This is a genomic window from Microcystis sp. Msp_OC_L_20101000_S702, from assembly GCF_007095705.1.
Lineage (GTDB): Bacteria > Cyanobacteriota > Cyanobacteriia > Cyanobacteriales > Microcystaceae > Microcystis > Microcystis ichthyoblabe_A.
In genome coordinates this window covers 1-12,549 of record NZ_SFBO01000169.1, presented here as the reverse complement: position 1 = coordinate 12,549, position 12,549 = coordinate 1, and the positions used below count along the sequence as shown (strand labels likewise).

The 12,549-nt window shown below is 43.6% G+C and carries 13 protein-coding genes and 2 pseudogenes; 10 read left to right on the top strand and 5 right to left on the bottom strand.

The genetic code is table 11. The annotated features are described in order from the left end of the window. Positions 1-118: 118 nt before the first annotated feature. Positions 119-2,800, bottom strand: a pseudogene (locus tag EWV60_RS18050) (Eco57I restriction-modification methylase domain-containing protein); the annotation flags it as partial. Between the two features lie 219 nt (positions 2,801-3,019). On the opposite strand from EWV60_RS18050, the gene EWV60_RS18045 reads away from it, so the two are divergent. Next, on the top strand, positions 3,020-3,286 hold the full coding sequence (locus tag EWV60_RS18045) for a hypothetical protein (protein WP_002794283.1): 267 nt from the start codon (positions 3,020-3,022) through the stop codon (positions 3,284-3,286). 201 nt (positions 3,287-3,487) lie between these two features. Here EWV60_RS18045 and EWV60_RS18040 read toward each other — a convergent pair whose 3' ends face one another. Both EWV60_RS18040 and EWV60_RS18035 read right to left on the bottom strand, forming a co-directional pair. Further along, positions 3,488-3,844, bottom strand: a complete 357-nt coding sequence (locus EWV60_RS18040) for an iron-sulfur cluster assembly accessory protein (protein ID WP_002732517.1) — start codon at positions 3,842-3,844, stop codon at positions 3,488-3,490. Between the two features lie 300 nt (positions 3,845-4,144). Further along, positions 4,145-4,534 (bottom strand): DUF8738 domain-containing protein, encoded by a 390-nt coding sequence (locus EWV60_RS18035; RefSeq protein ID WP_149107371.1) that lies wholly within the window; start codon positions 4,532-4,534, stop codon positions 4,145-4,147. 211 nt (positions 4,535-4,745) lie between these two features. Between EWV60_RS18035 and EWV60_RS18030 the strand changes: the two genes are divergently transcribed. Then, positions 4,746-5,087, top strand: a complete 342-nt coding sequence (locus tag EWV60_RS18030; RefSeq protein ID WP_002752706.1) for a phage holin family protein — start codon at positions 4,746-4,748, stop codon at positions 5,085-5,087. A 301-nt stretch (positions 5,088-5,388) separates the two neighbouring features. Beyond that, a complete protein-coding gene (locus EWV60_RS18025; protein WP_016515619.1) occupies positions 5,389-6,315 on the top strand; it encodes an RluA family pseudouridine synthase in 927 nt (308 codons plus the stop codon). Here EWV60_RS18025 and bioU read toward each other — a convergent pair. Further along, positions 6,312-7,313, bottom strand: coding sequence for a (S)-8-amino-7-oxononanoate synthase BioU (gene bioU, locus EWV60_RS18020; protein ID WP_287233845.1), 1,002 nt, complete (start codon positions 7,311-7,313; stop codon positions 6,312-6,314). The genes EWV60_RS18025 and bioU overlap by 4 nt on opposite strands. A 310-nt stretch (positions 7,314-7,623) precedes the next feature. Here bioU and EWV60_RS18015 point away from each other — a divergent pair, with 310 nt between their 5' ends. The 6 genes from EWV60_RS18015 (at position 7,624) to EWV60_RS17990 (ending at position 10,469) form a co-directional block, all read left to right on the top strand. Continuing rightward, entirely contained in the window at positions 7,624-7,839 is a 216-nt protein-coding gene (locus tag EWV60_RS18015; RefSeq protein WP_002752708.1) for a DUF2997 domain-containing protein, read from the top strand. Positions 7,840-7,883: 44 nt separating this feature from the next. Then, entirely contained in the window at positions 7,884-8,270 is a 387-nt protein-coding gene (locus tag EWV60_RS18010) for a DUF1257 domain-containing protein (RefSeq protein ID WP_069475433.1), read from the top strand. Beyond that, on the top strand, positions 8,270-8,677 hold the full coding sequence (locus EWV60_RS18005) for a ferredoxin (RefSeq protein ID WP_104396940.1): 408 nt from the start codon (positions 8,270-8,272) through the stop codon (positions 8,675-8,677). Before EWV60_RS18010 ends, EWV60_RS18005 begins: the two co-directional genes overlap by 1 nt. A 115-nt stretch (positions 8,678-8,792) precedes the next feature. Beyond that, the gene (locus EWV60_RS18000; RefSeq protein WP_002747587.1) at positions 8,793-9,095 is read left to right on the top strand and encodes a hypothetical protein; all 303 of its coding nucleotides are present in this window, start codon (positions 8,793-8,795) and stop codon (positions 9,093-9,095) included. A 57-nt stretch (positions 9,096-9,152) separates the two neighbouring features. Then, on the top strand, positions 9,153-9,491 hold the full coding sequence (locus EWV60_RS17995; RefSeq protein ID WP_238142021.1) for a toxin-antitoxin system TumE family protein: 339 nt from the start codon (positions 9,153-9,155) through the stop codon (positions 9,489-9,491). A 261-nt stretch (positions 9,492-9,752) separates the two neighbouring features. Next, the gene (locus tag EWV60_RS17990) at positions 9,753-10,469 is read left to right on the top strand and encodes a potassium channel family protein (protein WP_287233840.1); all 717 of its coding nucleotides are present in this window, start codon (positions 9,753-9,755) and stop codon (positions 10,467-10,469) included. On the opposite strand, the gene EWV60_RS17985 is transcribed toward EWV60_RS17990, so the two are convergent. Next, positions 10,426-12,054 carry a cation:proton antiporter gene (locus EWV60_RS17985; RefSeq protein ID WP_287233838.1) on the bottom strand — a complete coding sequence of 543 codons (1,629 nt, stop codon included), beginning with the start codon at positions 12,052-12,054 and terminating at the stop codon, positions 10,426-10,428. The genes EWV60_RS17990 and EWV60_RS17985 overlap by 44 nt on opposite strands. 241 nt (positions 12,055-12,295) lie before the next feature. On the opposite strand from EWV60_RS17985, the pseudogene EWV60_RS17980 reads away from it, so the two are divergent. Then, positions 12,296-12,549, top strand: a pseudogene (locus tag EWV60_RS17980) (transposase family protein); the annotation flags it as partial.

Here is a 12,549-nt window from a genome sequence, read left to right as displayed (position 1 = left end):
ATTAACCTATTTGTGCCTTAAGTCCTTTCCTGTATGAATTTCAGCTACTTTTGAGCGTAGTTGCTCTCATCGAATTTTATTTTAAGTTAATTATTTGCATAACAATTCCCGAAGAGCCCTTAATCTTTGATACTAAAACATTTTGTTGACCTACAATATTATTTTCAATCAGTAGAATAGATGGAAAAGTTGCCGCTTCCGAAAAAACAGGCAATTCTCCAAAATCGATAATTTCTTTTATAGTTGTTTGCTGGGTGAGAAATTGTCTTAATTTCGTTCCATAATTAGCACGCATAAATTTATTTGATATAATCAAACCCAAGTGACCTCCTTGCTGTAAGGATAGTAACCCCATTTCGACAAAATAAACGTATAAATCGGCAACTCCATGAAAAGATTGATAATTTTCTTTTAGAAAGGGTTTAATATCTTTTAATCCTTCTTGTCGAACATAAGGAGGATTACCGATTACTGCATCAAAACCGGGGTTATCCTTCCAAGAAGCGGAATCAAGATCGATAAAAACTTCAGGAAATTCCAGATCCCAATGAAAAAAACGCTTACTTTTATATAAACTAGCTGCTTGGTCTAAAATTCCTTGATCTGAACGGGGTAACTTATCCCAATTAATTGCCGATATATTACCACCGTAGCGCTGCAGAAACTCGATAGCAGTTTTAACCCCAAAAAAGCGAGAGAGGAAAACATCTAATAAACGCTTGTAGGGTTTAGCTTGACTATCAAAATCACGGAATAACTGTTCGCTTGCTTCCACTTCAGCAAAAGTCGCATCGCTGAGGGTACTAATTCCCCGCATAATTTCTGCTGCCCGAAGTAACCCAACAAAAGGGCCAGTTAAAAGAGTTAATTGACCACTTTCTTCCTCGATCATAGCGGCTTCTGCGTCCTTGGTGGTAGTTCCGATCAGAGAATTACCACAACGTAAATGATGATCCAAAAAACTCAAAGGTGCGCCCACTGTGAAAGAATGTAACCAGAGACTAACTTTGGCCAATTCTACAGCCATCGGATTGATATCCACCCCATAAATACAGCGCTTCATCACCACTCTCTGTAATAATTGCGTTGGTTCAAGGGTGGGAGAATCGAGAATAATTCCCTGTTGTCGGAGATTGTCGATAATATTTTGTCGGGTGGTTTCCAACATGGTTAAAACGGGATTATCTTCGGGATAAAGATTGAGAATCTGGATTAACTCATCGGTGAGATAGTCCACTGCTTCTACTAAAAAATGTCCGCTTCCCATGGCGGGGTCACAGAGTTTAAGATCAAGTAAGGTGGTGATCGCTTTTTTTTCTAAGCGTTGTAGCTCTTTTTCTAATCCCTGCTGACTGAGATTTCCTAAACGTCTATCGCTGCTTTCTTGTCTTCGGGTGGCGATTTCTGTCATCACATCCCCGAACTGTCGCGCTCTTTGCTCTAAAATTGGTTTGAGGGTATGACTGACAATATATTTAACAATATAATCGGGAGTGTAATAGGAACCGGTGGCTTTTCTTTCTCCCCGATCATTTTCCAGATGCACCGATTCCCCCTCAATCACGATGCGATATTCCAGTAATCCTTCGTAAATTGATCCTAACTGTCGCACACCTAAAAAACTATAGTCGATCGGCTGTCCCTCAAAACGTGCTAACTTGTCTAGGATGGGCGCTAAAACCGCATCGGATAACTTGTATTGACCGAGAAAACAATTCACCCGGCCTTCTTCCATGTCAAATAAACCCCCGTTGTAACGAGGTACGGCTAAATTAGCATCCCCTCGATCGACAATGCGAAATAAACTGAGGAGAGCATCGTATATTCCCGTCGAGGTGCCACTAAAGGCCTGCTGACGATCGATTTTAACGGCAATTTCTCGCGTCTTTTGCAATAAGCTGTAATCGCGATAGTCTCCCCTCACCGGCAGCAAGTCCCGCGCTTCTGCGTAGAGAAGAAATAATAATTTATACAGCAGGGATAAACTTGCCTCATACAATAAATCTGGCTGTATGTCTGTATTTAATGATACAAAACCTTGAGAAATATCGGGAAAAATGCGATCAAAGACTAACTCTTTTAACTCGTTACTCACTCTGGAGGCATAGGTGGTACTTCCCTCCCGGACCCGTTCAAGGAAATTCTGACCGTGAATATCCTTAATAAAAGCCTCTTGACGGAAAAATAACCAGAAATACCGAAATTTTTGCCGGTCTCCCCCCTCTAATAGTTCCATCAAGTCCACTAGATAAAATTCCGTGGCTGTGGAGGACGCTTGACGGTAATATAAGCGCCATTCTCGACCATTGGTGAGAATACCCCAATCTACTCCCGTCCCCGTTAGATAATTGGTGATCTGAAAGGAAGGATTACTATTTTTCCAGATATCTCGCTGATCATTCTTAGAAACGTCACTAAGAGAACGTTGCCAGTATTTGGCCTCAGCGATCGCTAAAACTTGACTATAAAAGGCTCTTTCATTATTCTGGAGAGCATAGGCCTGATAACGGTCATTTTCTGTGGCAAATAGTGCATAATCTGGCCTTTCTGACCTTCCTTTTCCCCTACTGCTTACCTGCGGTATATAACTAAAACCGAGAATTTCTAGAATCGGTTGTATTAATTCTGCTTCCGTTTGCGCTTCGTTAAGAGTCGGCAAAATCGCCTTTTTTTGTTGATAAAGACTCTCTAAGCGGGAAAATGCCACCGATACATCCTCTTGCCATTCCCCAGAATCCGGCAGCCGATGCTCAAGATAGTGTTGAGAAAAAAGTGGTTTATTGCCCGTTTGTCCTGACATGGCCGATTATCCTAACATTGAGGGTATCTAGCCTAAAAATGAAGGGTTCGCAGGCAGGCACGGATTCCCATTATACAAAAAGTATATGTCAAGTCTCCGATTTTGTCAAGGGTTTTGGCCAAAAAAAATCGCCAAGACTTACCACAGCCGTAGGTATAATAATGGGGATAAAAATTAAAATCCTTGGTAGTCACCGATGACTGATAACTGGTAACTGAAATGACCCCCCAAGCAATCCCTAAACTCAATCACTTGCCCTCTGCCCTAGCCAGAGAGGGAGCCGTCTGCCTAGAATTAGAAGATGGAGTTGCTATATTTCGAGCCTCCACTGCCGTTCAGACTCGGATTGAAGAATTACTCCAACTAGAGAAAGGATCAGCAATTACCCCCGCACAAAAGCAAGAACTCGATGCCTATGAAGAAATTGACGACTACCTCAGCTTTGTCAATCGTACCCTGCGGAATCTCAGTCAAAACCCTTCTTAATGTCTAAAAAGTTTTCCTCAGATTATTATCGTCTCTAATTCAGAGCAGGGTATCTAGCCTAAAAATGAAGGGTTCGCAGGCAGGCACGGATTCCCATTATATAAAAAGTATATGTCAAGTCTCCGATTTTGTCAAGAGTTTTGGCCAAAAAAAAATTGCCTCTGGGAGGCGGGGGTGAAAGGTATCACCCCAGAGAAATAATTAAACGCCAAAAGACTTACCACAGCCACAGGTTTGACTGGCGTTGGGATTAGTGAATTGGAAACCACCGCCGATCATCGCGTTGCTGTAATCTAACATGAGACCGTAGAGATAGAGCAGACTTTTTTTATCAGAGACAATTTTAAAGCCATCGTAATCGAAAACCTCATCTTGGGGGCCAATATTGCTAGGATGCTCAAAATCCATCATATAGGACATTCCCGAACAACCCCCCTGACGCACACCCACGCGCAGACATAAATCCTTGCCCTGTTGCTCTTTGAGCGTGGTAAGGTGTTTGAGGGCAGCCTCACTGAGTAAAATTCCTTTTCCTTGAATCTGAGTAGCTTGTGTCATCTTTAGCAGGAACTCCTAAACGCAGTTGAAGGGGACATATAAAACTTTACCTTCTCCTACCCATCTTAACGATAGTTGAGGGCTGTTGACCGAATTACTTCTTACTTTTCCCAGCCTCTCAGGGGTTATAGGGCAAAAAAAGCAAAAAACTGGGATTATTAATTAAATAGCGTTGCCAGAGACGACTAGATTCTTGAAACAAACCCTAGAGCCATTCTCAGCCGATTTTCATCACCCAACGGACAGGACAGCGCTGCCTTGGGGATGCCGAAAAAGCAGCCGGAAAAGAGCCAAAGAAATTCACTTTTCTAAGCGGAGATTAGTGCCGCTGCTATCGGTGCGATAAACCCAAGTTTTTTGCTTATCAGTCAGAATAATTCGCCATCCTTGCACCAGTGCTTGAGTACAGAATTCTCCCGGTTTAGCTAATCCTAAACAACCGTCGGGCCAGGTTTTTGGTTGTGATGCTTGGATTTGTAAGCGATTAACGGATATCTTGGTTTTCCGACTCAAATCTTGACGGGTAGCGGCGATGACCGAATTAGGTGGCTCAGGAGATGCTAAACTGGGTGGTGCTAAGAGGAGAGAAAGCAGAGTCATTAGCATTAAAGTGCCAGTTGCTCCCTGAATAATTCTCGTTTTACCGATTGGTACTTGCTGGCTTTGGCTAAAATTTTTTCTAGATATCATCTTTAGTGCTGCCTCTTTCCGGGGGGTGATAGTCCGCTCGAATCCTCCTGTTTATAACCAGTGTAACCGATACTATGTTCCCGCTCTGGTTTTCGGGCAGCGGAAGCAGTCAATGTCGGTTTTCGTTGTCATCTCCTGAAAACTTACGTCTCTTTAAGGGGCGATGGCGATTAAAATAGATGAGGATGAACTATCTTAGATGGATGGACTTATGTTATCTTTTTTCCTCCGTTGGTTGATTACCGCCGTCTCTTTATTGATTACAGCGCGAATAGTACCAGGTATAGAAATTAAAGATTTTACCGTGGCTTTGATAGCTGCTGTCGCTTTGGGTTTAATTAATGCTATTATTAGACCCCTGTTGATTCTTTTTACCCTGCCTTTAACTATTTTGACCCTAGGGTTATTTATTTTTGTGGTCAATGCCATTTCCTTTTCTTTAGCCTCCTATTTTATCCGTGGCTTTGAGGTAAAATCATTTTTTGCGGCTTTATTCGGTTCGATCGTGGTTTCGATCATTTCAGGAGTTTTAAATGGTTTTTTTGTTGACTAAAGTGGGCAAAATTCGCTTGTTTAAAACAGCTTGGCTTACTCTGATTGATTAATTTCTGATCTAGAGACGTTGCTATAATCAACGTCTCTCTATTTTTTTGGGTATGAGTAAATCTCTACTGATTTGCTTTGGCTTTTGTCGTTAAAAATCAGGAAAATTTAATCCCAAGATTCCTATCTCAAGCAGCCAGAGCAAGTTCAATTACTGTTAAAATAACTGGAATTGTTGAGCTAAGTTTAAATAATCTCAAGTCAGTTTTTCTCGATTCTCCTAAACCTTACACCCTGATCACTAAAAATCGATGAACCAATTAAACTTAGAAGTTGCGGGAAAAAAAGAACGTTTAGATGCTTGGATGGGGTCACAATTGCCCGATTTATCGAGATCGAGGCTGCAAAAACTGATAGAACAGGGATATATACAGTTAAACGGTCAAATTTGCACTAATAAAAATACTAAAGTTGGTCAAGGCGATCGCTTAAAGATTACCATTCCCGACATTCAACCCCTCGAATTAAGCGCCGAGGCGATCGAGCTTGATATTCTTTACGAAGACGAATATCTGATTATTATCAATAAACCTGCCGATTTAGTGGTTCATCCGGCCCCCGGTCACGAATCGGGAACCTTGGTCAACGCTTTACTGCATCACTGCCCAAATTTAGCCGGAATTGGTGGAATTCAACGCCCCGGCATAGTCCACCGCTTAGATAAGGATACCACGGGTGCGATCGTTATTGCCAAAACCGACCAGGCCCATCAACACCTACAGGCACAATTAAAAACCAAAACTGCACGCCGGGAATATATGGCCCTTGTCCACGGTGTCCCCAAAAGCGAAACAGGTACAATTGATCTGCCGATCGGTCGTCACCGTAGCGATCGCCAAAAGATGGCTATTATTGCCGTGGAAAAAGGAGGTAGAAATGCCGTCACTCACTGGCAAGTCAAAGAAAGACTAGGCAACTACACCTTAATGGAATTTCGCCTAGAAACTGGCAGAACTCATCAAATTCGCGTTCATAGCAGCCACATCGGTCATCCGATTCTTGGGGATCCCCTCTATAGTTCTGGTCGTTCCATCGGAATTAATCTACCCGGGCAATTACTCCACGCCTATCGTTTAATTTTAATACATCCGGTCACGGGAGAGAGCCTAGAAGCGATCGCTCCCTTACCCGCTATTTTCCCGAAAGTTTTAGCTATTTTACGCCAGAGAAACCCCTAGCGCACAAATTGCGGCATAATCTCTGCTGCTGTCCATAATCCGTAGATACCGCGACGATGCAGGGAAACCCCCGCTTTCAGATAACCGAAAGCTGGCCCACAGACATTGGCCGCCATACTGGTTTCATCACCTAAAGTGAAGGTATGGGTGGAAATTTTGCCTTCAAAAGTCCGCCCCGTGACCTTAACATTGGTACTTAAAGGCTTTTTCGGGTTGCGCGTATCCACCACACCCCCGACGGAAACGCGATCGCGTCCACAAATTCCAGCCAATTCCAGCATAATATCGTCCGCGTGTTCCATATTTTCGAGGCTAAGAATGCCATTGGTTTTATTTAACAGCATTTCCACTTCTGCGTCACTCATCTGGTGGGCTGTTTCTGGGTCGTAACCGGGTAAATGGGCGATATCTTCGCGAATAGTGGCACGATAAGCCTCCCAGTTGGCAATTCCCACGCCGAAGGTAATTTTAACGCTATGAATCTCCGCATAACTCTGGGCAGCTAGGGCAGCGGCCGCAGTTAACAGTCCGGGGGTAGCACCGCAGCCGGTCATGTAGGTGATGCCGGCGGCTTCTAGGTCTGCTTGTAGTGCTAAGATTTGTGCCATGGCGCTGGTACGTTTGAGAGCATCGACTAAAACCCCGCGCCAACCTAAGCGAATGAAAGTTTTAGCGATATCGGCCATGAAATTGTTAGGTAAATTCGGTAAGGCGAGAAAATAGCCCTCTACGTCGGCAGTTTTGATTAATTCCTCGATACTGTTCTGGCTGAGACTGCCGTAATTTTCCAGATAACCAATCGAACCCCGGTCATGATAAATTTTGTTACAGGTATTGACATCTAGACCGTCTTTGTGGTATGCAAAACCGGCTTTATCGGCGGCGGCAGTCCAAAGCATTTCCTGTTTGGGGGCGAGAATTCTAGCGGCAGCCTGTCCCAAACCACCAAAACCTAAAACACCGATCCGAAGGCGATCGCTGGCTATTTGTTTATTCATATCTGTTCTGATTCCTATAGACAAAATTCTATGATCTCGGCGGTCGTGGTTCGCCGTTGCATCTCCTTTATTTTCAATTTATCGTTTCAGGTCGTCTTTTTTGTGTAGTTTTGTTAAATTATGCCCTCCGGGGATAGGTTCGCCGTTGACGATAAAGAAAAGTTACGCGAAACTTACAAAAAATGAAAGTGGTTAGGTGACGTAATATAAAGTTTTGCTAAAATTTTAACCAGATTGCTACGATTAGCAAACTATCGTAAATTAAAACGATAGGGAGCTTTGCAAACCCCAGATTACGCCGAGAAGACCTATGAGCATGGAAAGCCTAGAGTTTATTATCTATCCCGATGGTCGCGTCATGGAAAAGGTGACAGGCATAGTCGGTTCATCTTGTCAAGAGGTGACGGCGGCGATCGAGGCACAACTCGGGCAGCTGATGTCTCAAGAGAAAACCTCGGATTATTACCATCAAACCGTCAGCCAGTCAGAGAAAGTCAGCAACGCAGCCACTTTTAGCGACTGGTAATTTTTCATTTTTCCCAATCCCTTTATTTAAGCCACTGAAAAGCCATGTCACACTTTAGCAATATCAAAACCAAAATCCGCGATCTATCCTACCTAAAAGCCGCCCTGAGCGATATGGGGATGGAATGGAAAGAGGGTTCCCACCCCGTCAAAGGTTATCAAGGTCAAACTTTAAGCGCAGAGGTGGTAATCGAGCAGGATAACAATTACGATATCGGTTTTCGCTGGAATGGCAACGAGTACGAGTTAGTTGCCGATTTACAATACTGGCAACAACCTCTAACCGTAGAGGGATTTTTAAGAAAAGTAAATCAAGGTTATGCCTACCACACCATCCTGGCAGAAACTGCTAAACAGGGTTTTCAGGTGGCAGCACAGGAAAAAAATACTGATGGTTCTATTCGTCTATTGGTACAACGTTGGAGCGCCTAATGGCTGATTTTTCTCCCGAACGCTCTGGTTTTGAACCAGAGTTAGGGGGATTTCTAAGAGATTCCCCTGATCGCACCGGTTTTGAACCCGAATTGGGTGGTTTACTGCGCCAGAAAGCGGTTTACGTCGATGAGGTCACTTGTATTGGTTGTAAACACTGCGCCCACGTTGCCCCCAATACCTTTTTTATTGAAGGCGAATACGGTCGCTCTCGTGTCTATAATCAGGACGGTGACGAAGAAGAAATTATTCAAGAAGCGATCGAGACTTGTCCGGTTAACTGTATTCACTGGGTTAATTATAATAATTTGCAATCCCTTGAGGAAGAACGCAAACATCAAGTGATTAAACAGTTAGGTTTTCCTCAGATTAACAAGAAATTTAGCCCCGCAGATTTAGATATCTAGGGTGGATAGGTACAGCCTCATCCACCCATTATTTCCTAGAAGTCATGGCAGCGGTTCTCGATCGAATCTGCTACAGTTCTCAGGGGAAATAATCCTATCTCGGATTTTAACGACAATGAACACCCAACTGATTGATTCTCTCGCGCGAATTATTCTCTCTCTCTCCGAGGAAGAAAGAGAGTTACTGAATCGGAAAATTGAGAGCGAACAACGGGAAAATTTGCAGATTAACGCTCAAATTTTGGATTTAGAAACCCGTGTCAAGCAATACGAAAATCAATATCGCATGAGTTCGGAAGAATTCTCTCCTAGATTTCGTTCTGGTGAGCTAGGGGACGCTATCGATTATTTCGAGTGGAATGTTTATTATGAAATGCTATTGGCAGCTAGAAAAGAGATAAGTTTACGATCAAATTAGATGGAGATAGCCGATTATATTCGCAAGGTTAAACGGAAATTATCTGAGAGTTCGATTGTGAACTCTTTCACGATTGTCGATGAAAGAATTTTATTCGATCGAGGCTATTTCCGAGCGAGAGTCCTTTTAACGAACGGAGATTTTTTAGAAATTGCGGAGGCTTTTACCTCGATCGATCAACGCATCGTTACGATAAGCTATCGCTATCAATGGATGGACGCAAGCAAACAGAAGTTAAGAAAACGCTGGGATAACGTGGAACATTTTCCCGATTTACCGAATTTTCCCGATCATGTCCATGTAGGAGATGAGTTAAACGTTCAACCTGGCGAATCTAGAAATATTTTACAAATTATCACCGTAATCGAGCGCGAGATCGAGATTTTGTCAACATAACGCGTCCTAGAGCGAAACCAACTCCTATAACTCGCCAAATCCTGAGCAAGTTGCGAGAATTATCCGATTGGAGGATAAATACCTGACTATTTCCCGAAATATTGATCGATTGAGAATCAAGAGAGTTGTTTTTTCTTGTATTTGAATTGATAAAAATAAATTTATTTGATGTTGTCTGTGGAGATTTTTGGGGTAAGTAGCTGGTTATAATCTAATTGAAACCACTTAATTGGGTAGTATTTTGTTAAGTAAAGAGCCGCTATGTACGTTTTAATTGGTGGGGCGGGAATGGTGGGGCTAGGTTTAGCCCAACAACTTTTAGACTTGGGACACACCGTCGCCATCGTTGATGTGGATCCTTTAGCTTGTCGGTTTGCCCGGGAAAAAATTGGTGTCATGGCCTTTGAGGGGAGTGCTGTCAGTACGAAAGTTCTGCTAGAGGCGGGGATTCGACAAGCTAACGCGGTTGTTGCCGCATTGAGGGACGATGCGATGAATCTAGCCCTAGTCACCTTGTCTAGAAGTTATGGCATTTCCCATATTGTGGTGAGAATGTGCGATCGCGAATTTCTCGAAGCCTATCGTCTTGCTAGAGCTAGTCACATCATCAGCACGATTGATTTAGCCGTTGTCACCATGGCCAATGCGATCGAATACCCCGAAGTAGAATCGATGATGCACTTTGAACAGGGACAAGTGGAGGTGCTAAAGCTGCCCGTCCCCAAGGATTGTTATGTAGCTGGGCGTACCGTTGCCCAAATTGCTCAAGATGCCAACTTTCCGACCGGTTCGCTGATTATTGGCTATCAGTGTCACGCTTCTGCCAGTTTAGAGATTCCCAACGGGAATACCGTCCTAGAAGCAGACTCAACTATTCTGGTGGTCACTCGTCCGGAATACGTCAAACCCATGATCGATTACCTCGGCATTCAAACTAATCATCGTCCAACGATAGAAGTTTCTCATCCAAACCTTTAACGTAGGATTGTACCAAGTCTTCCGGTACAATGCGTTTGCGAAGTGCATCGCTCAAGGCTGCTTTCTCAGCGAGGAACAATCGTCGTCGAATGGCATCTAACTGACTGTTGTTAGGCTCCATTTGCCCCGATCGAGACTGATTATAAGCATCCCGCAGCAGCCGTTCCGATACCGCCACTTTTGCCTGATAAGATGCCCACAGTTCTTCGTACACTGCTTTCGGTAAAACGCCAGATTTCAGTAAATTGGCTAACTCATCTTGTGCCGCTTTCGACGCGATCAACTGCAGCTGCAACTGGCCAATCTCCTGGGTTACTGCCGAAACCTGACTAATATTGAGCTTTTTAATTAACCAGGGTAAGGCTAATCCTTGGATAACCAGAGAAAATAACACAGAGCCAAAGACTAGCTCGATGATCAATTCCCTCCCTGTTAGAGTCAAAGGAATAGCAACCGCTAGGGCCATGGAGAGGGAACCCTTGATGTTGCCCAAAATCAGAATATGTTGCCAGCGCAAGGGGATCGGTCGATCAATCCAGCGAAGTACCCATAGTAAAGAATACACTGACAGAATACGCCCCAATTGATAAGCCAAAATGACCAGCACAATCGATGGCAAGGTTTGCCATAGGGTCAAGGGGTTGATTTCAATACCAATAAGCAGAAAAATAAAGGTATTGACGATAAAACCGGCATATTCCCAAAAACTGATCAGGGTAATGCGATCGGATGCAGAGGCGCTGCGAGGCAGCCCCAAGTTACCAAAGACAAGTCCGGCAATAACTACCGCTACCGCTCCCGATACACCCAAAAACTGCCCGAGTTGAAAAGCTCCCAAGGCAAGCGCAACCGTAAGCAAAAGGCTACTAAGCGGATCCCGTAAGCGCACATAGATAGGCAGACACAGGTAGCCTAGGACAGCGCCCACTAATCCCCCACCCAGAGCAACGATCAACACTTCCTTGATGACTTGTGTGGTGCTGATGGTTCCAGTCGCGTAAATCACCAAGAGCAAATTAAAGGTGACGAGTGCGGCTGCATCATTAAATAGTGTTTCCCCTTCCACAATAGTCGAGAGCCTAGAGGGAACCCGAATTTCTCTAAAGACGGCAATGATTGAGACAGTATCGGTGTTTGCTAGAATCACTCCCACCAATAAGGCGGGAATCCAATCTAGCCCCAGGCCAAATTTTACCAAAACTGCAATAACCGCCGCAGAAAAAACCGAACCAGGTCCTGCGAGCAGTGCGATCGGTTTAAAGGTACGGCGAAGACGGCTGATATCCGTATTAATCGCCGCTTCAAAAATCAGAATCGGCAGAAAAAGGTTAAGCACTAAAAACGGATCTAAGCCAATACGACGAGATAACAGATCGGTAATCGGTAATCCTGCTAAGACTAAACCTGCCACATAGGAAATGCGTAATCGCTGGGTTACTAGGGCAACGGCAGTGGCAATCAGGAGCAGCAGGATCAAGACAAGAACCAGTTCAGGAATGTCTCCCACCGTTTGGCTGTTCACAGCAGAATTGCTATCGAAGGATTTTTGTTGTGCTGCCCAGGCTACTAATAATTCTCCCCTCATAAGACGATATTCTCGGCAAGACCGACAATTAAGAACTTGACTATTTTTACAATATAAAGGGGCTCTTCGGGAATTGTTATGCAAATAATTAACTTAAAATAAAATTCGATGAGAGCAACTACCCTCAAAAGTAGCTGAAATTCATACAGGAAAAGACTTAAGGCACAAATAGATTAATACCAAAAGATAGACAATTGAGTTAAGATTTAATATAATAGCCAAAAACGAGATTATTTTACTTATGATACTTGACAAATTTTTGAACCTACAAGGAACCTGTATTCAAGGCTGTCGACACCTAGAAAATATCGGTATAGTTTGACCAGTCGAATCGAAAAATAAAAAAGCAGCCTGTCCTCGTTGTGGGTTAGAGAGGGATAAACTCCACCAAAATCATCGACATTTAGTCAAAGATTTACCAATCTCAGGTCAACCAGTGTACCTACAAGTTAATCGTCGTCAATTTAAGTGCGGTAATTGTCAGAAACCCTTTAG

Coding starts and splice junctions, on each gene's coding strand:
- EWV60_RS18045 (WP_002794283.1), top strand. CDS start 3,020: ATGACCCCCCAAGCAATCCCTAAACTCAATCACTTGCCCTCTGCCCTA.
- EWV60_RS18040 (WP_002732517.1), bottom strand. CDS start 3,844: ATGACACAAGCTACTCAGATTCAAGGAAAAGGAATTTTACTCAGTGAG.
- EWV60_RS18035 (WP_149107371.1), bottom strand. CDS start 4,534: ATGATATCTAGAAAAAATTTTAGCCAAAGCCAGCAAGTACCAATCGGT.
- EWV60_RS18030 (WP_002752706.1), top strand. CDS start 4,746: ATGTTATCTTTTTTCCTCCGTTGGTTGATTACCGCCGTCTCTTTATTG.
- EWV60_RS18025 (WP_016515619.1), top strand. CDS start 5,389: ATGAACCAATTAAACTTAGAAGTTGCGGGAAAAAAAGAACGTTTAGAT.
- bioU (WP_287233845.1), bottom strand. CDS start 7,313: ATGAATAAACAAATAGCCAGCGATCGCCTTCGGATCGGTGTTTTAGGT.
- EWV60_RS18015 (WP_002752708.1), top strand. CDS start 7,624: ATGAGCATGGAAAGCCTAGAGTTTATTATCTATCCCGATGGTCGCGTC.
- EWV60_RS18010 (WP_069475433.1), top strand. CDS start 7,884: ATGTCACACTTTAGCAATATCAAAACCAAAATCCGCGATCTATCCTAC.
- EWV60_RS18005 (WP_104396940.1), top strand. CDS start 8,270: ATGGCTGATTTTTCTCCCGAACGCTCTGGTTTTGAACCAGAGTTAGGG.
- EWV60_RS18000 (WP_002747587.1), top strand. CDS start 8,793: ATGAACACCCAACTGATTGATTCTCTCGCGCGAATTATTCTCTCTCTC.
- EWV60_RS17990 (WP_287233840.1), top strand. CDS start 9,753: ATGTACGTTTTAATTGGTGGGGCGGGAATGGTGGGGCTAGGTTTAGCC.
- EWV60_RS17985 (WP_287233838.1), bottom strand. CDS start 12,054: ATGAGGGGAGAATTATTAGTAGCCTGGGCAGCACAACAAAAATCCTTC.